The organism is Pseudomonas anguilliseptica, assembly GCF_900105355.1.
Taxonomy (GTDB): Bacteria; Pseudomonadota; Gammaproteobacteria; order Pseudomonadales; family Pseudomonadaceae; genus Aquipseudomonas; species Aquipseudomonas anguilliseptica.
Genome location: NZ_FNSC01000001.1, coordinates 4774698 through 4792539 on the forward strand (window position 1 = coordinate 4774698; position 17842 = coordinate 4792539).

At 59.1% G+C, this 17842-nt stretch carries 19 protein-coding genes; 5 read left to right on the forward strand and 14 right to left on the reverse strand.

Annotated features, from left to right (window positions below; all coding sequences use genetic code 11):
- Nucleotides 1-15: 15 nt before the first annotated feature.
- A complete protein-coding gene (locus BLW24_RS23290) occupies nucleotides 16-1044 on the reverse strand; it encodes an IS30 family transposase (protein WP_090375993.1) in 1029 nt (342 codons plus the stop codon).
- A 166-nt stretch (nucleotides 1045-1210) separates the two neighbouring features.
- Between BLW24_RS23290 and BLW24_RS23300 the strand changes: the two genes are divergently transcribed.
- Nucleotides 1211-1744, forward strand: a complete 534-nt coding sequence (locus BLW24_RS23300) for a DUF2062 domain-containing protein (RefSeq protein ID WP_090387296.1) — start codon at nucleotides 1211-1213, stop codon at nucleotides 1742-1744.
- A gap of 51 nt (nucleotides 1745-1795) precedes the next feature.
- On the opposite strand, the gene BLW24_RS23305 is transcribed toward BLW24_RS23300, so the two are convergent.
- From BLW24_RS23305 to BLW24_RS23315, 3 genes are read right to left on the reverse strand one after another with little or no spacing between them, the layout of a single operon-like run.
- Entirely contained in the window at nucleotides 1796-3040 is a 1245-nt protein-coding gene (locus tag BLW24_RS23305; protein ID WP_090387298.1) for a lipoprotein-releasing ABC transporter permease subunit, read from the reverse strand.
- Nucleotides 3040-3723 carry a lipoprotein-releasing ABC transporter ATP-binding protein LolD gene (lolD, locus tag BLW24_RS23310; protein WP_178124367.1) on the reverse strand — a complete coding sequence of 228 codons (684 nt, stop codon included), beginning with the start codon at nucleotides 3721-3723 and terminating at the stop codon, nucleotides 3040-3042. Before lolD ends, BLW24_RS23305 begins: the two co-directional genes overlap by 1 nt.
- 22 nt (nucleotides 3724-3745) lie before the next feature.
- On the reverse strand, nucleotides 3746-4996 hold the full coding sequence (locus tag BLW24_RS23315) for a lipoprotein-releasing ABC transporter permease subunit (RefSeq protein ID WP_090387300.1): 1251 nt from the start codon (nucleotides 4994-4996) through the stop codon (nucleotides 3746-3748).
- Nucleotides 4997-5090: 94 nt separating this feature from the next.
- Between BLW24_RS23315 and BLW24_RS23320 the strand changes: the two genes are divergently transcribed.
- The 3 genes from BLW24_RS23320 to BLW24_RS23330 are packed head-to-tail and all read left to right on the forward strand — an operon-like array spanning nucleotide 5091 to nucleotide 6700.
- Nucleotides 5091-5672 (forward strand): PilZ domain-containing protein, encoded by a 582-nt coding sequence (locus tag BLW24_RS23320; protein ID WP_090387303.1) that lies wholly within the window; start codon nucleotides 5091-5093, stop codon nucleotides 5670-5672.
- A 12-nt stretch (nucleotides 5673-5684) separates the two neighbouring features.
- Entirely contained in the window at nucleotides 5685-5987 is a 303-nt protein-coding gene (locus BLW24_RS23325) for a phosphodiesterase (protein WP_090387305.1), read from the forward strand.
- Complete coding sequence (locus BLW24_RS23330) at nucleotides 5984-6700, forward strand: glycerophosphodiester phosphodiesterase (RefSeq protein WP_090387307.1); 717 nt, start codon at nucleotides 5984-5986, stop codon at nucleotides 6698-6700. Before BLW24_RS23325 ends, BLW24_RS23330 begins: the two co-directional genes overlap by 4 nt.
- Before the next feature lie 154 nt (nucleotides 6701-6854).
- On the opposite strand, the gene sthA is transcribed toward BLW24_RS23330, so the two are convergent.
- The 9 genes from sthA to BLW24_RS23375 all read right to left on the reverse strand — a co-directional run bounded on the left by sthA (nucleotide 6855) and on the right by BLW24_RS23375 (nucleotide 15478).
- A complete protein-coding gene (gene sthA, locus BLW24_RS23335) occupies nucleotides 6855-8249 on the reverse strand; it encodes a Si-specific NAD(P)(+) transhydrogenase (RefSeq protein WP_090387309.1) in 1395 nt (464 codons plus the stop codon).
- A 122-nt stretch (nucleotides 8250-8371) separates the two neighbouring features.
- Complete coding sequence (gene nqrM, locus BLW24_RS23340) at nucleotides 8372-8599, reverse strand: (Na+)-NQR maturation NqrM (RefSeq protein ID WP_090387311.1); 228 nt, start codon at nucleotides 8597-8599, stop codon at nucleotides 8372-8374.
- Nucleotides 8596-9519, reverse strand: a complete 924-nt coding sequence (locus BLW24_RS23345) for an FAD:protein FMN transferase (protein WP_090387859.1) — start codon at nucleotides 9517-9519, stop codon at nucleotides 8596-8598. Before BLW24_RS23345 ends, nqrM begins: the two co-directional genes overlap by 4 nt.
- Nucleotides 9520-9623: 104 nt before the next feature.
- Entirely contained in the window at nucleotides 9624-10850 is a 1227-nt protein-coding gene (nqrF, locus tag BLW24_RS23350) for an NADH:ubiquinone reductase (Na(+)-transporting) subunit F (RefSeq protein WP_090387313.1), read from the reverse strand.
- 15 nt (nucleotides 10851-10865) lie between these two features.
- Complete coding sequence (nqrE, locus tag BLW24_RS23355; protein WP_090387314.1) at nucleotides 10866-11474, reverse strand: NADH:ubiquinone reductase (Na(+)-transporting) subunit E; 609 nt, start codon at nucleotides 11472-11474, stop codon at nucleotides 10866-10868.
- Nucleotides 11474-12148: an NADH:ubiquinone reductase (Na(+)-transporting) subunit D gene (locus tag BLW24_RS23360; RefSeq protein ID WP_178124369.1), complete on the reverse strand. Its 675-nt coding sequence runs from the start codon at nucleotides 12146-12148 to the stop codon at nucleotides 11474-11476. Before BLW24_RS23360 ends, nqrE begins: the two co-directional genes overlap by 1 nt.
- On the reverse strand, nucleotides 12145-12933 hold the full coding sequence (locus BLW24_RS23365) for a Na(+)-translocating NADH-quinone reductase subunit C (protein ID WP_090387319.1): 789 nt from the start codon (nucleotides 12931-12933) through the stop codon (nucleotides 12145-12147). The genes BLW24_RS23360 and BLW24_RS23365 overlap by 4 nt, the downstream gene beginning before the upstream one ends.
- Nucleotides 12926-14137: an NADH:ubiquinone reductase (Na(+)-transporting) subunit B gene (locus BLW24_RS23370; RefSeq protein WP_090387321.1), complete on the reverse strand. Its 1212-nt coding sequence runs from the start codon at nucleotides 14135-14137 to the stop codon at nucleotides 12926-12928. The genes BLW24_RS23365 and BLW24_RS23370 overlap by 8 nt, the downstream gene beginning before the upstream one ends.
- A 3-nt stretch (nucleotides 14138-14140) precedes the next feature.
- On the reverse strand, nucleotides 14141-15478 hold the full coding sequence (locus BLW24_RS23375) for a Na(+)-translocating NADH-quinone reductase subunit A (protein WP_090387323.1): 1338 nt from the start codon (nucleotides 15476-15478) through the stop codon (nucleotides 14141-14143).
- A 270-nt stretch (nucleotides 15479-15748) separates the two neighbouring features.
- Between BLW24_RS23375 and BLW24_RS23380 the strand changes: the two genes are divergently transcribed.
- On the forward strand, nucleotides 15749-16309 hold the full coding sequence (locus tag BLW24_RS23380) for a chalcone isomerase family protein (RefSeq protein ID WP_090387325.1): 561 nt from the start codon (nucleotides 15749-15751) through the stop codon (nucleotides 16307-16309).
- A gap of 65 nt (nucleotides 16310-16374) precedes the next feature.
- Here the strand turns inward: BLW24_RS23380 and BLW24_RS23385 are convergent, their stop codons facing one another.
- Nucleotides 16375-17841 (reverse strand): glyceraldehyde-3-phosphate dehydrogenase, encoded by a 1467-nt coding sequence (locus BLW24_RS23385; RefSeq protein ID WP_090387327.1) that lies wholly within the window; start codon nucleotides 17839-17841, stop codon nucleotides 16375-16377.
- Between the last annotated feature and the right edge of the window lies 1 nt (nucleotide 17842).

Here is a 17842-nt window from a genome sequence, read left to right on the forward strand (position 1 = left end):
CTGAGTGCAGCACGGTTATTGAATTGACGCTGGCGCATCATGCCGCATAGCCATGGCTTCTTGCATTACTTCGCTCATGACTTCGATCGGGCACTTGAAGTCGAAGCGCTTACGCGGCCGCATATTCAGTTGCAGTGCAATGGCATCCAACTGTTCTTGGCTGTGTCCCGACAAGTCTGTGCCCTTGGGCAGGTACTGGCGAATGAGGCCGTTGATGTTTTCGTTGCTGCCGCGCTGCCAGGGGCTGTGTGGGTCGCAGAAGTAGATCGCTATGCCGGTTCTCTGGGTGATCTCGGCGTGCCGCGCCATCTCCCGGCCCTGGTCGTAGGTCATGCTCTTACGCATCGCCAGCGGCATACGATTGAGTGCGGCGCTGAAACCTTCCATCGCCGAGGTCGCCGTCGCATCGTTCATCTTGATCAGCATCAGGTAGCCACTGGTGCGTTCTACCAAGGTGCCGACCGACGAGGCGTTGGCCTTGCCCTTGATAAGGTCGCCCTCCCAGTGGCCCGGCATCAGGCGGTCTTCAATCTCCGGCGGGCGCACGTGAATACTGACCAGCTCCGGGAGCTGGCCACGTCGATCCACGCCGCCAGAGCGCGGCCTGCGCGTCGTCTTGCTTTGGCGCAGGCAGATAATCAGCTCCTTACGCAGCTCGCCGACCGGCAAGGCATAGATCGCGGTATAGATCGTCTCGCGACAGACGTAGGCATCTCTGAGGCTGGGTATGTTCATGCTGCGCAGCTTGCCGGCAATCTGCTCGGGAGACAAACGCTCACGCAGCATATGGGTCACCAACTCGAAGCGTTCACTACCGGGCAGCAGCTTTCGCTTGGGCCGGCAGACTTGGCGCCGGGCTCTCATCTGCTGCTGCGCCGCACGGGCCGAGTAACGACCGCAGACCTCTCGATTACGGCGCAACTCGCGACTGATAGTCGAGGGGGATCGGTTGATCAGGTGGGCAATCTTGCGCAGGCTAAAGCCTTGGGCATGACCGATTTGAATAGTGGCGCGCTCTTCAACGCTGAGTTCGGAATAAGACATAGGGGCAGCACCGTATCGGAAAGATCAGGTGCTGCACTCAGTTTTTGCCGCCGCCCAGCATTTAACCTATCGATCAGCTTTTGCTTATTTGCTGTCACAAAGTGTGAAAGCAGGCTGTCATCAAAGGGTGCATAATGTCGGCGCTTTTACCCGCCAGAGAGCCTTCATGCCGCGTCGTTTATTCAAGCGCTACATGCCCCACCCAGACCGTATCAAGGGCAATAAATCCCTGCGCTTTCTGGGCAGCCTGATCCACGATCCCAACCTCTGGCACCTCAACCGCCATTCTGTTTCACGCGCAATGGCCATCGGTCTGTTCTGGGCAATGATCCCCATACCCATGCAAATGGCCGCCGCTGCCGCCGTGGCGATTCCAGCCCGGGGTAACCTGCCGATTTCGATTGGCCTGGTCTGGCTGACCAATCCGATCACCATGCCGCCAGTGTTTTATTGCAGCTACAAGTTCGGCGCCTGGCTGATAAACACGCCTACCCTGCAAATGCCTGATCACATCACCCTCGGCTGGGTCGGCCATGTTCTACAAACTCACTGGCAGCCACTCTATCTTGGCTCTCTGGTGCTTGGCCTGCTGCTCGCTCTGATCGGCTACTTTGGCACCAACGCCTACTGGCGCTGGTGGGTGCGGCATAACTGGCGCAAACGTCAGGAAAAACGTCGGCAGCAAGACGTACAGAACTGAAACAAAAAAGCCGTTACTGAGTAACGGCTTTTTTGTTTCTGCCAGCGTAGCTTATTCGTAACGCAGCGCATCGGCAGGCTGAATCTGTGCAGCACGCCAGGACGGGTAAACGGTAGCCAGAAAGCTCAGGCTGAACGCCGCCCCGCAGATCAGCAGAACATCAGACAGCAGCAGCTCAGACGGCAGGTTACTAATGAAATACACGTCCGAGCTCATCACCTGTTGGCCGCTCAAGCGCTCGATCCAGCCCACCAGCTGGCTGACATTCAACGCAGCCAGAATACCCAGCACCGCGCCAATCAACGTACCAATGGCACCGATCACAGTGCCCTGCACCATAAAGATGCCCATGATCTGCCCGGGTGTCGCACCCAAGGTGCGCAAGATGGCGATATCCGCCCCCTTGTCCGCCACCACCATGATCAACGTGGCGATGATATTGAAGGCCGCCACCGCGACAATCAGCAGCAGCAACAGACCGATCATGGTTTTTTCCATTTTCATCGCACTGAACAGGCTGCCCTGAGTCAGGGTCCAGTCAGCGGAGCTATAACCCGCACCCAGCTCACCGACAATCTGCGCGGCCACTTGCGGCGCCTGATACAGGTCCTGCAGTTTCAGCCGCACGCTTTGCACCTGGCCCGGCTGCATGCGCTGGATATGCGCCGCATCGGCGACGTGAATCAACGCCAATGAACTATCCAGCTCAGCGCCCACTTTAAAGATGCCGACCACGTTAAGACGCTGCATGCGCGGGCTGATGCCGCCCGGCACGCTGCTGAGTTCCGGCACGATCAGCGCCAGCTTGTCACCCACCCGCAGCTGGAAGCGCCGCGCGGTGATTTCACCCAGCACCACGCCAAACTCGCCTTCACGCAAATCGCTCAAGCGGCCTTGCTGCATATGCTTGTCGATGATCGACACCTGCGGCTCCAGCACCGGATCGACGCAGTGCAGCTGCACCGGCTGCATCGCCCCGCGTACCGAGAGCATGCCTTCCAGCTCGGCAAACGGCACTGCGGCGACCACCTGCGGATTGCTCTTCGCAGCAGCAGCAACCTGCTGCCAATCATCCAGCGGCTGGCTACCAATAATGCTGGCGTGAGGCACCATGCCGAGAATGCGCGTGCTCATTTCCTTCTGGAAACCGTTCATCACCGACAACACCACGATCATGGCCAACACTCCGAGGGCCAAGCCGATCATCGACGTCATCGAGATAAACGAGATGAAGTGATTGCGCCGCTTGGCCCCGGTGTAGCGGATACCGATAAAGATACTCAGCGGGCGAAACATCAGGCAGCCACCAGTTTGCCGTCTTCCAGACGCAGAATGCGGTCCATCTGCTGGGCCAGGGCCATGTCGTGGGTCACCACCAGAAAGGCGGTTTGCGACGAGCTGCTAAGCTCCTTCATCAGGTCTTGAATACCCTGCGCGGTGTGGTGATCGAGGTTGCCGGTCGGTTCATCGAGCAGCACCAGGCCCGGCTGATTGACCAGCGCACGGGCAATCGCCACCCGCTGGCGCTCACCACCGGACAACTCTGCAGGCTTGTGCGCCAGGCGATGACCCAGGCCAACCCGTTCCAGCAATGCCGTGGCCCGCTGACGCGCCTCGCTGATCGGCGTGCGGCCAATCAGCAGCGGCATGCACACATTCTCCAGCGCGGTGAATTCCGGCAACAGGTGGTGGAACTGATAAACGAAACCCAGAGCGCGGTTGCGCAGCAGACCGCGTTGCTTTTCATTCAGCGCCGACAATTCCTCGCCGGCCAGCCAGACGCTGCCGGTGCTCGGCGTATCAAGACCGCCGAGCATGTTCAACAAGGTGCTCTTGCCCGAGCCGGAACTGCCAACAATCGCCACGCGCTCGCCAGGGTGCAGCTCCAGCTGCAGGTCCTGCAGCACCACCACCGATTGCGGACCTTCGTCGTAGCTTTTACCAAGGTTGCGACAACTCAACACTGCACGATCTTGCATAACCGAATCACTCATAACCTGATCATTCATAACGCAGGGCCTCCGCAGGCTGGGTGCGCGCTGCGCGCCAGGCCGGATACAGGGTGGCGAAAAAACTGAGAATCAACGCCGCGCCGCAGACCAGCAGCACGTCCACCAGCATCAGCTGCGAGGGCAGGTAGTCGATGAAATACACATCGGCATTGAGGAATTTGATCCCCAGCAGCTCTTCAAGCGCGGCAATCGCACTGCTGATATTCAAGGCGGCCAGGCAGCCCAGCACCGCACCGATGGCTGTGCCGAATACGCCGATCACCGTGCCCTGAACCATAAAGATCGCCATGATCTGTCGCGGTGTGGCACCCAGGGTGCGCAGGATGGCGATATCGCCCTTCTTGTCGGTGACCACCATCACCAGAGTGGAAATGATGTTGAACGCGGCCACCGCAACAATCAGCAGCAACAGCAGGCCAATCATTGCTTTTTCCATGCGGATCGCCTGGTACAGGTTGCCGTGGGTACGGGTCCAGTCGCGGGCGTAGTAATCACCCTCGCCGAGAGTTTGCGCCAGCGCCCAAGCGGTGCGCGGGGCTTCGAACAGATCGGCGAATTTCAGGCGAATGCCCTGCACCTCATCGGCCTGCCAACGCTGCAGACGCGCCAGATCCTGCACATGGGTCAGGGCCAGGTGGCCGTCGATCTCGCCGGCGCCGACATGGAAGATGCCCACCACGGTAAAGCGCTTGAGGCGCGGAAACATACCGGCTGGAGTAACCGTCACTTCCGGCGCGACAAAGGTGACCTTATCACCCAGACTGACGCCGAGCTTGGCCGCAGCCTTATCGCCCAGCACCATGCCGAACTCGCCGGGTTGCAGATCTTCCAGGCGGCCCTGCTTGAAGAAATTGCCGATAATCGAAACCTTGGCTTCTTCAAGCGGATCGACCGCGTTGATCAGCACTTTCTGCACCTTGCCGTCGTTAGTCAGCAGGCCCTGCATCTGGCTGAAGGGCGCAACCGCCAGCACCTGCGGATTGCTCTGTGCCTTGTCGGCCAGGCTGCGCCAGTCCTTGATCGGCGTGGCGCTCTCGACGGTGGCGTGCGGCACCATGCCGAGCACGCGGGTACGCATTTCATGGTCGAAGCCGTTCATCACCGACAGCACCAGAATCATCACCAGCACACCCAGTGCCAGCCCGATCATCGAAGTCAGGGAAATAAAGGATACGAAGTGGTTGCGACGCTTGGCCCGCGTGTAACGCGTGCCGATAAATACGAACAGAGGTCTGAACATGTCGGGGCTGATTCGAGGGAAAAAGAAACGTCCTTGTGGCGGGGCTTGGCGAGCGGCCTTACACTCTGACCACTACTGCTGCCATGGGTTCGCCATGCCGACTCAAGATGAAGATGATCGCCGCGAATACTATCGTATCGACGATACGATCGCACTGGAATTCACCCTGCTCTCGGGCGCAGAAGCCCTGGCCAGTGACGAGCTTCACGACAGCTCGCCACTGTTCAACCTGCTTAGCGATTTGCACCTGATGGACTTCGAGTCGCAGCACCTGCTGCGGCATATCAGTGAGCGCGACCGCACCCTGGCCAATTACCTCAAAGTGATGAACAAGCGCATCGACCTGCTCGGTCAGGCCGTGGCGCAAAGCCTGCTGCGCGACATCGGCACACCGCGCAAGGTCAGCCTGTCCGAGGGAGGCGTCAGTTTCAACAACCCTCAACCTGTGGCTGCCGGTGCCCACCTGGCGGTGAAGATGGTACTGATGCCGCAAGCCTTGGGCCTACTGTTGCGGGCCAAGGTGGTGCATTGCCAGCCATTGCCCTCGCAGCAATTTGAAATCGGCGCGGAATTCGAAGCTGTGAGCGATGCCCAACGCCAGTTGCTTGCCCGGCATATCTTGCAGCGCCAGGCCCTGGAACGTCGCCAGGCCCGCGAGCAGCCCCTGCAACCCTGATAGCGAGCCACCATGCCCCGTCTGTTTCTGCTTCTCGCCCTGCTCCTGCCTCTCGGCGCCCACGCCGACACCCTGCAAATTCCTATCGGCCAGCAAGGTGGCAGCACACTACAGCTGCCGCAGCTCGGCGAATCCCAGCGCGCCGTGCTTGAGCGTTTCGGCCTGGCCGATGAAGAGCATCCCAGCGTTGGCAACCCGCCGATCACTCGCTGGGATTACCGCGAATTCAGCGTCTACTTCGAGCACAAACACGTGATCAACAGCGTGCGCCATCATCAGCCCGGCGCCGCCCTGCCCGAGAAGGAGCAACAGTGACAGTCATTTATGGACATCGCGGCGCCAAAGGCGAGGTGCCGGAAAACACCCTGGCCAGCTTTCAGCAATGCCTGAAACATGGCGTTCGCCGCTGCGAGCTGGATCTGCACCTGTCGCGCGATGGCGAGCTGATGGTGATTCACGACCCAACCCTCAAGCGCACCACCGGCCACCGCGGCAAGGTGGTCGAGCATGACGCCGCCGAACTGGTGACCTATGACGCCCGCAAAGGTGGTCCTGGCGCCGTTACCCCCTGTCCGATCCCACGGTTGGAAGAATTGTTCCAGCACTGCGACTTCGAGCACTGGCAGCTGGAAGTCAAAAGCGCCTCGAAGGTGCGCTCCGCCCGGATGGTCAAGGCGATAGCCGAACTGGCCGAACGCTACAAACTGACAGACAAAGTCACTGTGACTTCCAGCTCCCGCGAAGTGCTCGGCGCCCTGCAGCGCCTGACGCCGCACCTGCAGCGCGGGCTGGTAGCCGAATACGCCTGGCTCGACCCACTCAAGGTTGCCAAGCATTACGGCTGCCACCTGCTCGCGCTGAACTGGACGCTATGCACTCCCGAGCGCCTGCTCAAGGCACAGAAGACTGGTTTGCATGTCTCGGTGTGGACGGTCAATGAGCCGGCACTGATGCGCCGCCTGGCGGACTTCGGTGTAGACAGCATCATCACCGACTTCCCCGGCCTGGCCGTGGCGACCCTGGAGTAATCTCCCGCCCCCAGCCAGAGAAACGAAAAAACCGGCCGCAAGGGCCGGTTTTTTGTTAAGCCTGATCAGAAACTTTCGCGATTAGGCCAACGCCAGTCGCAGGAGTCGCTGAACGGGTTCTCCCCGGCCGGCTCAGGCCACCGGCCGGAGCCGCTCAAAAAAGCCGGTTGAGGCCGTCGAACGCCGCCACCCGGTAGGCTTCCGCCATAGTCGGGTAGTTGAAGGTGGTGTTGACGAAGTACTTGATGCTGTTGGCCTCACCCTTCTGGTTCATGATCGCCTGACCGATATGCACAATCTCCGACGCCTGGTAACCGAAACAGTGCACACCCAGTACTTCCAGGGTCTCGCGGTGGAACAGGATCTTCAGCATGCCCACCGGCTCGTGGGAAATCTGCGCCCGGGCCATGCCTTTGAAGAACGCCTTGCCGACTTCATAAGGGATCTTGGCCTGAGTCAGCTCGCGCTCGTTCTTACCGATCGAGCTGATTTCCGGAATGGTGTAGATACCGGTCGGCACGTCATCGACGAAGCGCCAGCTGCCATTGTCGACGATGCTACCGGCAGCCGAACGGCCCTGGTCGGCGGCGGCACTGGCCAGGCTCGGCCAGCCGATCACATCGCCAGCAGCGTAGATGTTCGACACCTGGGTGCGGTAGCTTTGGTCAACCTCGATCTGCCCACGGCTATTGACCTTGATGCCAATGTTTTCCAGGCCCAGCTGATCGGTATTGCCGGTACGGCCGTTGCACCAGAGGAAGGCGTCGGCCTTGATCTTCTTGCCGGACTTGAGGTGTAGGATCACCCCATTCTCCACCCCTTCAACGCTTTCATACTCTTCGTTGTGGCGAATCAGCACGTTGTTATTGCGCAGGTGATAGCTCAAGGCATCGGAGATTTCCGCATCGAGGAAGCTCAACAGCTGATCACGGTTGTCGATCAGGTCAACCAGCACGCCCAAACCACTGAAGATCGAAGCGTACTCGGAACCGATGACTCCGGCGCCGTAGATGATGATGCGGCGTGGGGTATGACCGAGGCTGAGGATGGTGTCGCTGTCGTAGATGCGTGGATGGTGGAAGTTCACATCCACCGGGCGATAAGGCCGCGAACCGGTAGCAATGACAATCTGCTTGGCCACCAGCTTTTCCACCACACCATTGGCGCAGACCACTTCGATGGTGTGCTCATCGGCAAAGCTGCCGGTACCGAAGAACACATCAATACGGTTACGCGCGTAGTAGCCGGTGCGCGAACTTACCTGCTTGGCGATCACCCGCTCGGCGCTCTTCAGCACGTCAGGGAAGGAAAACCAGCGCGGCTCGCCGATCTGGCGGAACATCGGGTTGGTGTTGAACTGCATGATCTGCCGCACCGAATGGCGCAGTGCCTTGGACGGAATGGTGCCCAGGTGGGTGCAGTTGCCGCCAACTTCACGACGACTGTCGACCACGGCGACCTTGCACCCGGCCTTGGCCGCGTTCATTGCCGCGCCTTCACCCGCAGGGCCGGAACCCAGCACCACTACGTCGTAGTTGTAGACCGCCATGTTTACTCCTTCAGGACACACCGGAGCACTTGTACCGTGCTCTCGGCAGGGCCAGACCGCGTACGCAGCCTGGCAATCAATTCGTAGCTGCAAGCCTAGCCTTTCAGCCGACCGCTGGACGATTAGCGTTTGGTCGCGTCGTAGGCCAGGGCTGTGGTTTTGCCTTGCGGGTCGCTGTTGACCTCTTCGCACTTCTCGCGGCTGCCACCACAGATCGAGCATTCCTTCTCAATACCCAGATTGGCGATACCGCCGCACGAGCCGGCGATGGGCTTACGGCCCATGATCACACCCACGGCCATCATGCCGACTACCAGCAGCATGACCAGAAACACCACTAAAAACGTCATTGCTCGTCTCCTGCAGCGAATAGCTGCTCGAAAGCCTGAGTTGTCTGTGTGACGAAAGCGTCACCTTCACGGGTCACGAAAAACGCCGCAATACCCATGCGCTCAGCAAATGCCAGGCCACGCTCAGTGCCCATCACCATTAGCACTGTAGACAAGCCATCGGCGCGCAAGGTCGATTTGTCCACCACGGTTACCGCTGCCAGCTTGTGCGTGATCGGCGCGCCGGTCAACGGATCGAGGGTGTGCGAATAACGCTGCCCTTCTTCCTCGAAGTAATTGCGGTAATCACCCGAGGTTGAAATGCCGTAACCATCCTCCGCCAGCACCCGCTGAGCGACTCGCTGACCGTCCTGCGGCGCCTCCAGGCCGATGCGCCAGGGCTGACCATCCGGCTTCTTGCCCGCAGCCTTGAGTTCACCAGTAGCCTCAACCATATAGCTGGTCACACCCAGCTCGTTGAAGCGCTGCACGATCTTGTCCACCGCATAACCGGCGGCAATGCTGTTGAAATCGACCTGAACATCAACTTCTTTACACAACTGCTGCCCATCACGACGCAGATGCTGCATGCCCACCCGCGCACGTGCGGCGGTCAGTTGCTCAGCGGTCGGCACCTTTTCGGCGCGCGCTTTGGGGCCGAAACCCCAGAGATTGAGCAGCGGTTCCAGGGTCAGATCGAATGCGCCCGCACTTTGCTCATGCAGCACACGCCCAGCCTCGACCAACTCCAGCACCCCAGCAGGCATTGCCTGACAGGCACCCGCCGGAGCCTGGTTGAATTGCTCGATTGCGGAATCATCGCGATAGGTCGACAACTGTTGGTCAACCTCAGCCAGGATTGCATCGGTCTCGCGCTTGAGTAACTCAAGGCTCGGCGAATCCTTGCTGCGCACATATTTGACCGTGTAGGTGCTGCCCATGGTCGGGCCGCCAAACTCTTCTACACGCTCTGAAAACCAACAGCCCGTTAGGGCTGTCAGCAAGCTGACAGCGATAACGGGCCGAAGTAGCACATGGCTCATGCTTAACCGCCGAAGTCGTCGAGCAGGATGTTTTCCTCCTCCACACCCAGGTCGATCAGCATCTTGATCACGGCTGCGTTCATCATGGGCGGGCCGCACATGTAGAACTCGCACTCTTCCGGAGCCGGATGGTCCTTCAGGTAGTTCTCGTACAGCACGTTGTGGATAAAGCCCTTGAGGCCAGTCCAGTTGTCTTCCAGTAGCGGATCAGACAAGGCCAGATGCCACTTGAAGTTGGGGTTCTCGGCCTGCAGCTGATCGTATTCTTCAACGTAGAAGGCTTCACGCATGGAGCGTGCACCGTACCAGAAGCTGATCTTGCGGGTCGACTTCAAGCGCTTGAGCTGGTCGAAGATGTGCGAACGCATCGGCGCCATACCGGCGCCACCACCGATAAACACCATCTCGGCATCGGTGTCCTTGGCGAAGAACTCACCAAACGGACCGTATACATCGATCTTGTCGCCCGGCTTGAGGCTGAACACGTAGGAGCTCATCTTGCCTGGTGGCAGATCGTCCTTGCCCGGTGGCGGCGAAGCAATACGGATATTGAACTTCACCAGCCCCACTTCTTCCGGATAGTTGGCCATGGAGTAGGCACGGATCACAGTCTCTTCGACCTTGGACACGTACTTCCACTGGTTAAACTTGTCCCAGTCGCCGCGGTACTCTTCCTGAATATCGAAGTCCTTGTAGTGCACTTCGTGCGGCGGGCATTCCAGCTGCACATAGCCACCGGCGCGGAAGTCGACGCTTTCGCCTTCCGGCAGTTTCAGCGTCAGCTCCTTGATGAAGGTGGCCACGTTGGGGTTGGACTCAACGGTGCACTCCCACTTCTTCACGCCGAACACTTCTTCCGGCACTTCGATCTTCATGTCCTGCTTGACCGGAGCCTGGCAGGACAGACGCCAGCCAGCCTTGGCTTCGCGACGAGTGAAGGCAGCCTCTTCAGTCGGCAGCATTTCGCCGCCACCGTGCTCGACCACGCACTTGCACTGGGCGCAGGTACCGCCGCCACCGCATGCCGAAGACAGGAAGATATTGTTGGCCGCCAGTGTCTGCAGCAACTTGCCGCCAGCTGGCACCACGATGGTTTTTTCGCCGTTGATCTCGATGCTCACGTCACCGCTGGAAACCAGCTTGGCGCGCGCAGCGATAATGATCAGCACCAACGCCAGCACAATGCCGGTGAACATGCCGATGGCGATGAAAATCTCGAAATTGATCATCTATTCATCCCTTCCTTACAACTGCACGCCGGAGAAGGACATGAAGCCCAGAGACATCAGACCGATGGTAATAAAGGTGATGCCCAGTCCCTGCAGACCTTCAGGTACATCGCTGTACTTGAGCTTCTCGCGAATCCCCGCCAGCGCGGCAATCGCCAGGGCCCAGGAAACACCGGCACCGACACCGTAAACAGTGCTTTCCGCCAGGTTGTAGTCACGCTCGACCATGAACAGCGAGCCACCCATGATGGCGCAGTTCACGGTGATCAACGGCAGAAATACGCCGAGGGCGTTGTACAGCGAGGGCACGTACTTATCCAGGGTCATCTCGAGGATCTGTACGATCGCCGCGATCACGCCGATAAAGGTCAGCAGGCCAAGGAAGCTCAGGTCGACTTGTGGGTAACCGGCCCAGGCCAGTGCACCGTCCTTGAGCAGGTTGGTGTAGATCAGGTTGTTCACCGGCATGGTGATACCCAGCACCACCACTACGGCGATACCGAGACCAATGGCGGTTTCGACCTTCTTCGAGATGGCAATAAAGGTGCACATGCCGAGGAAGAACGCCAGGGCCATGTTCTCAACGAACACCGCACGGACGAACAGGCTGATGTAGTGCTCCATTAGTAGGCCTCCTTATTGGATACCTGAGGCGCCATCTTGAAGCTCGGCTTCTCGATCTGGTCCTTTTTCCAGACACGAATACCCCAGATAAACAACCCGATCAGGAAGAACGCCGAAGGTGGCAGCAGCAGCATGCCGTTAGGCTGGTACCAGCCACCGTCGTTGACCACCGGGATGATCTCGTAGCCCATCAGTTTGCCCGCACCAAACAGTTCACGAATGATGCCCAGCACGATCAGAAAGGCGCTATAGCCCAGACCGTTACCAATACCGTCGAAGAACGACAGCACCGGCGGGTTCTGCATGGCAAAGGCTTCGGCACGGCCCATCACGATGCAGTTGGTGATGATCAGACCAACGAACACCGAGAGCTGCTTGGACAGACTAAAGGCAAAGGCCTTGAGCACCTGATCCACCACGATTACCAGGGAAGCGATAATCACCATCTGCACGATCATGCGGATCGAACCGGGGATCTGGCTGCGGATCATCGAGATAAACAGGTTGGAGAACGCCGTGACCAGAGTCAGCGCGGCAGACATCACCAGCGCAGTTTTCAGGTTCGAGGTCACCGCCAGGGCAGAACAGATCCCGAGAATCTGCAAGCCAATCGGGTTGTTGTTGAAAATCGGGTTAAGCAGGACTTCTTTAATAGTCGGCTGCGACATGATCAAGCCTCCCCTGCACGCAGGTTCGCGATAAACGGACCGAAGCCATTCTGGCCGAGCCAGAACTTCAGCAGGTTGTCCACACCAACGCTGGTCAGCGTAGCGCCTGCCAGGCCATCAACCTGATGCACGGCCTTGGCGCTCTGCGCATCGACACCACCCTTGACGATTTGCACGGCCAGTTTGCCGTCCTCATCGAACAGAGTTTTGCCCGGCCATTGGCCTTTCCACTTCGGATTGTCGACTTCGCCACCCAGGCCCGGCGTTTCGCCGTGCTGGTAGAAGCCCATGCCAACCACAGTATTCAGATCGCCCTTGACTGCGATAAAGCCATGCAGGGTCGACCACAGACCGTAACCACGCACCGGCAGAATCAGGGTTTCAACCTGACCATCCTTCTCCACCACATACACGGTGCTGAAGCGTTCCTGGCGCTTGATCCCGGCGATGTCGTCGCTGCCCTTGAGCACGTCAGACATCTTAGGGTTCTTGGAGGCCTTCAACGGGTCAAAGGTGATCGGATCCTGAGCGTCGGAGAATTTACCGGTCTTCAGGTCCACCAGTTTGGCGCTGATGGTGCCTTTGAACATGTCTTTAACCTGGGCGCTGGACATGCTGGCATCGCCCAGACCAGCAATCGCCAGAATGCTGCGCTGCTTGTCCAGCAGACGGTTGTCCACCTGGGTCGGCTTCAGCGCCACGGCTGCACCGGCAACAAACACCGAGCACACCAGACAGACCAACAGGGCCACCACCAGCGTACGGACGGTGGATTCTTTTTGACTAGACATTGCGCGCCAGCCTCCGCTTGATATTGGCTTGAACGACAAAGTGGTCGATCAGCGGTGCGAACAGGTTGGCGAACAGAATCGCCAGCATCATACCTTCCGGGAAGGCCGGGTTGACCACGCGGATCAACACCACCATCACACCGATCAGCGCACCGAAAATCCACTTGCCGGTATTGGTCATGGACGCCGACACCGGGTCGGTGGCCATAAAGAACATACCGAAAGCAAAACCGCCCACCACCAGGTGCCAGTACCAGGGCATGGCAAACATCGGGTTGGTGGTCGAACCGAGGGCGTTGAACAGCAGGCTCAGGCCAATCATGCCCAGCATCACACCGGCGACGATGCGCCAGGCGGCAATCTTGGTGATCAAGAGCACCAGGCCGCCGATGGCGATGGCCAGGGTGCTGGTTTCGCCGAGCGAGCCGTGAATGGTGCCGACGAAGGCATCCATCCAGGTAATGCCGTTATTGATCACGTTGTCGATGCCGCCGGAAGCCGCCAGGCTCAGCGAAGTGGCGCCGGCAAAGCCGTCCACTGCAGTCCACACCGCATCACCGGACATCTGCGCCGGGTAGGCGAAAAACAGGAAGGCACGACCGGTCAGCGCCGGGTTGAGGAAGTTCTTGCCGGTACCGCCAAACACTTCCTTGCCGATCACCACGCCGAAACTGATCCCCAGGGCCACCTGCCACAGCGGAATGCTCGGCGGCAGAATCAGGGCAAAGAGTACGGATGTGACGAAAAAACCTTCGTTAACTTCATGCTTGCGGATCGAAGCGAACAGCACTTCCCAGAAGCCGCCGACGATAAACGCCGTGGCATACACCGGCAGAAAGTACGCCGCGCCCTGGATGAAGTTATCCCACAGGCTGTTGGGATCGAACCCGGCCAGCGAGCCGATCAGCGCAAAGCGCCAGCCTTCCTGGGCCGCCAGCAGCTCAGGGCTGTTAGCGAAGATCAGGTTGGCCTGATAACCGGTGTTCCACATCCCGAAAAACATCATCGGGAAGGTACACAGCCACACGGTGATCATCATGCGCTTGAGGTCGATGCCATCACGCACGTGAGCAGTGGTCTTGGTTACGCTGCCAGGGCGGTAGAAGAAAGTATCGACAGCTTCATAGAGGGCGTACCAGTTCTCGAACTTGCCGCCTTTTTCGAAGTTGTGCTCGACTTTATCGAGGAATGCACGAATACCCATGACTTAACCCTCCTTCTCAATACGGGCGAGGTTATCGCGCAGGATCGGGCCGTACTCATACTTGCCGGCACAGACATAGGTGCACAGCGCCAGGTCTTCTTCGTCGAGTTCCAGACAGCCCAGCTTCTGAGCCATCTCAGTGTCACCGACAATCAGGTAGCGCAGCAGTTGCGTCGGCAGGATATCCAGCGGCATCACGGCCTCGTAGTTGCCCACCGGCACCATGGCCCGCGGGCTGCCATTGGTCGTTGTAGAGAAGGCGAACTTCTTCGCGGCGTTGAGCTTGGAAACAAAGATGTTCATCACCGAGTGCTTGTTGACCCCGGCACGCAGGTAGTGCATCAGCTCGCGTTCATGCCCTTCGACCAGGCAAGACACCTGCAGGTGATAGCGACCGAGGAAGGCGAAAGCGCCCTGCGCCGTACGGCCACCCAGCACCGAGCCGGAAATAACCCGGTTGAAACCAGGCTGTAGCTGGCCAGCTGTCAGTTCGCTGAGGTTCGCGCCCAGACGGGTGCGCACCAAGCGTGGTTGCTCGACCACGGGGCCGGCCAGCGCAACAACGCGCTCGGTCCACAGCTGCCCAGTGGTGAACAGTTTGCCGATGGCAATCACGTCCTGATAATTGATCGACCAGACGCTCTTGCTGACGCTGACCGGATCGAGGAAGTGAATGTGCGTGCCTGGCAAGCCCGCAGGGTGCGGGCCGGCGAAGGCTTCGGTATGCACCTTGCCTAGCTGCTCGCCAGGCAAGCTGGCACCCTCAGCCTTGCACAGAAACACCTTGGCCAGATTGCTCAGCACCTGCAGACCATTAGTAAAGTCGGCGGCGTACTCGGCAATCACCACAGCCGGATCGGCTGCCAGCGGGTGGGTATCAATGGCGGTGACGAAAATCGAGCTGGGCTGCGCATCGGCAGCCGGCACCTTGCTGAACGGACGGGCGCGAAATGCAGTCCACAGACCAGACTGCAACAGTACTTCACGCACTTTGGCGTCGCCGACAGTTGCCAGCTGCTCTACCGCTACCTGATCAAAGGTGATTTGCTCATCGCCCTCGACATCAATGACCACGGATTGCAGCACACGCTTTTCACCACGATGGATGGCGCTGATCACGCCTGCGGCTGGAGCAGTGTATTGCACGCCTAGCGACTTCTTGTCCGAGAACAGCACCTGACCAAGCTTGACCCGGTCGCCGACCTGAACCTCCATCGAAGGCTTCATACCGTGATAATCGAAGCCTATGACGGCGACACTACGCACCGGCCTTGCAGCCTCGATGCGCTGCACCGGCACGCCTGTTATGGGCAAATCAAGCCCATGTTTTATTTTGATCATAGGTTTGCCTAACCACTGATTTATAAACTTTTTAGAATACGGACGACACCAACGCAGAAAAATGCGGCGCAACGCCAAAAACAAGTCAGGCGCTGGGCAGGATGTCGGTCGCGGGAAAAAATCTGGTCGATTATAAGTCGCACCTTCGGCCACTGGCCACCCAAGCGCTTGCTTTTATCCGGTTTAACGTAACAGAAGGCAACAGATGCCGGCTTGACTGCGAAGCCGCCGCGCGCGACATAAGACTAATAGACCAACCGGAGCCTCGCCATGCGCCTGCTATTCGCGCTCACCACCCTACTGTTGCTGAGCAGCGAGTCATTCGCCAACAACCGCGAACGCCTGCAAGAAGCCAACTTCGCCGCCACTCACCAGCTCGAACAGAGCAGCCTGGAACGCAAGAACCAGAGTGTGCTGACCTACCTGTGGGCCGATGTCTACGCCGCTGCCTTCTATGCTCCAACCGAGGCCAGCGCCAGCCAGGCAGTCAGCAAGCCGCTCACACAGCGCCTGGAGCTCTACTACTTCCGCAATATCGACAGCCAAGACGTGATCAAGGCAGCCTGGGTCACGCTCGAACGCCAGCACGATGCCGCCACACTGCAGCGCCTGCGGCCCGAGGTAGATGCCCTGCATGCCACGTTCAGGGATATTCGTCCAGGCGACCGTTACGCCCTGAACTTCAACCAAGATAGCGGCCTGACCCTGGAAGTGAACGGCAAAGTCGCCTACACCAGTCAGAACCCGGCACTAGCCAAGGCCTACCTGGGCATCTGGCTCTCGCCCAACGGCCTGTCGGATAAGTTGCGCACCAGCCTGCTGGCCGATTAATTCCAGCGGTTTCAGACAACAAAAACGGGAGCCGAAGCTCCCGTTTTTTTATGCATCACCTGCGCTTAGCGCGGGAAGGCTGGTGGGTTGACCCCGGCCATGTCTTCCATCACGCGAACCACCTGGCAGCTGTAACCGAACTCGTTGTCGTACCACACGTACAGCACAACGCGGTTGTCGTTGCAGATGGTGGCTTCAGCATCGACCACACCGGCATGGCGCGAGCCAACGAAGTCAGTGGACACCACTTCCTGCGACTGCACGAAGTCGATCTGCTTCTGCAGATCCGAGTGCATGGCCATCTGGCGCAAGTACTCGTTGATCTCTTCACGGGTGGTGGCTTTCTCAAGATTGAGGTTGAGAATGGCCATCGACACGTTCGGCGTTGGTACGCGAATAGCGTTGCCGGTCAGCTTACCCTTCAGCACTGGCAGTGCCTTGGCAGCAGCAGTGGCAGCACCGGTTTCGGTGATCACCATGTTCAGCGGGGCGCTGCGGCCACGGCGGTCGCCTTTGTGGAAGTTGTCGATCAGGTTCTGGTCGTTGGTGTACGAGTGAACGGTTTCGACGTGACCGTTAACGATGCCGTACTGGTCATTGATCGCCTTGAGCACCGGCACGATGGCGTTGGTGGTGCAGGACGCAGCCGAGATGATCTTGTCATCCGGGGTGATCTCACCGTGGTTGATGCCGTGCACGATGTTCTTCAGCGCACCCTTGCCAGGTGCAGTGAGGACCACGCGATCAACGCCCGGGCAAGCCAGGTGCTGACCCAGGCCGTCGGCGTCACGCCATACACCGGTGTTGTCCACCAGCAGCGCGTTCTTGATGCCGTACTGGGTGTAATCCACCTCGGCCGGCGATTTGGCGTAGATCACCTGAATCAGGTTGCCGTTGGCAGTCAGGGTGCTGTTTTCTTCGTCGATGGTGATGGTGCCATCGAACTTGCCATGCACCGAGTCGCGGCGCAGCAGGCTGGCGCGCTTGACCAGGTCATTGCTCGCCCCCTTGCGCACAACAATCGCGCGCAGACGCAGGCCGTCACCGCCACCGGTTTTCTCGATCAGGATGCGTGCCAGCAGACGACCGATACGACCGAAGCCATACAGCACCACGTCGGTGCCTTCTCGGGCTTCACTGTTCTGCTTGCCAACCACTTCAACCAGTTCATCCTTGACGAACTGCTCGATGCTGCGGCCCTGGCCTTCGGCCTTGAACTTGCTGACCATCTTGCCCAGGTCCACCGAGGCGGCGCCCAGCTTGAGCTCGCTCATGGCCTTGAGCACTAGGAAGGTATCGTGCACCGACAATTCGCTGTCGCCAGTCAGGCGGTGACGTGCGAAGCGGTGGGCCTTGAGAATGTCGATCACCGAGCGGTTGATCAAACCACGGCCGTAGATCGAGGTGACCACGTTGTTGTTACGGTAGAGTTGGCCAATCATCGGAATCATCGCTTCCGCAAGGGCTTCTCGATCGATCCACTCACCGAGACACTGGTCGGGCTTCTGAGTCACGGGCAGTACCTTCCACATG

Excerpts from the sequence above, each read along its gene's own strand:
- BLW24_RS23290 (WP_090375993.1), bottom strand. The coding sequence starts at position 1,044 with ATGTCTTATTCCGAACTCAGCGTTGAAGAGCGCGCCACTATTCAAATC.
- BLW24_RS23300 (WP_090387296.1), top strand. The coding sequence starts at position 1,211 with ATGCCGCGTCGTTTATTCAAGCGCTACATGCCCCACCCAGACCGTATC.
- BLW24_RS23305 (WP_090387298.1), bottom strand. The coding sequence starts at position 3,040 with ATGTTTCGCCCGCTGAGTATCTTTATCGGTATCCGCTACACCGGGGCC.
- lolD (WP_178124367.1), bottom strand. The coding sequence starts at position 3,723 with ATGCAAGATCGTGCAGTGTTGAGTTGTCGCAACCTTGGTAAAAGCTAC.
- BLW24_RS23315 (WP_090387300.1), bottom strand. The coding sequence starts at position 4,996 with ATGTTCAGACCTCTGTTCGTATTTATCGGCACGCGTTACACGCGGGCC.
- BLW24_RS23320 (WP_090387303.1), top strand. The coding sequence starts at position 5,091 with ATGCCGACTCAAGATGAAGATGATCGCCGCGAATACTATCGTATCGAC.
- BLW24_RS23325 (WP_090387305.1), top strand. The coding sequence starts at position 5,685 with ATGCCCCGTCTGTTTCTGCTTCTCGCCCTGCTCCTGCCTCTCGGCGCC.
- sthA (WP_090387309.1), bottom strand. The coding sequence starts at position 8,249 with ATGGCGGTCTACAACTACGACGTAGTGGTGCTGGGTTCCGGCCCTGCG.
- nqrM (WP_090387311.1), bottom strand. The coding sequence starts at position 8,599 with ATGACGTTTTTAGTGGTGTTTCTGGTCATGCTGCTGGTAGTCGGCATG.
- BLW24_RS23345 (WP_090387859.1), bottom strand. The coding sequence starts at position 9,519 with ATGGGCAGCACCTACACGGTCAAATATGTGCGCAGCAAGGATTCGCCG.
- nqrF (WP_090387313.1), bottom strand. The coding sequence starts at position 10,850 with ATGATCAATTTCGAGATTTTCATCGCCATCGGCATGTTCACCGGCATT.
- nqrE (WP_090387314.1), bottom strand. The coding sequence starts at position 11,474 with ATGGAGCACTACATCAGCCTGTTCGTCCGTGCGGTGTTCGTTGAGAAC.
- BLW24_RS23365 (WP_090387319.1), bottom strand. The coding sequence starts at position 12,933 with ATGTCTAGTCAAAAAGAATCCACCGTCCGTACGCTGGTGGTGGCCCTG.
- BLW24_RS23370 (WP_090387321.1), bottom strand. The coding sequence starts at position 14,137 with ATGGGTATTCGTGCATTCCTCGATAAAGTCGAGCACAACTTCGAAAAA.
- BLW24_RS23375 (WP_090387323.1), bottom strand. The coding sequence starts at position 15,478 with ATGATCAAAATAAAACATGGGCTTGATTTGCCCATAACAGGCGTGCCG.
- BLW24_RS23380 (WP_090387325.1), top strand. The coding sequence starts at position 15,749 with ATGCGCCTGCTATTCGCGCTCACCACCCTACTGTTGCTGAGCAGCGAG.
- BLW24_RS23385 (WP_090387327.1), bottom strand. The coding sequence starts at position 17,841 with ATGTGGAAGGTACTGCCCGTGACTCAGAAGCCCGACCAGTGTCTCGGT.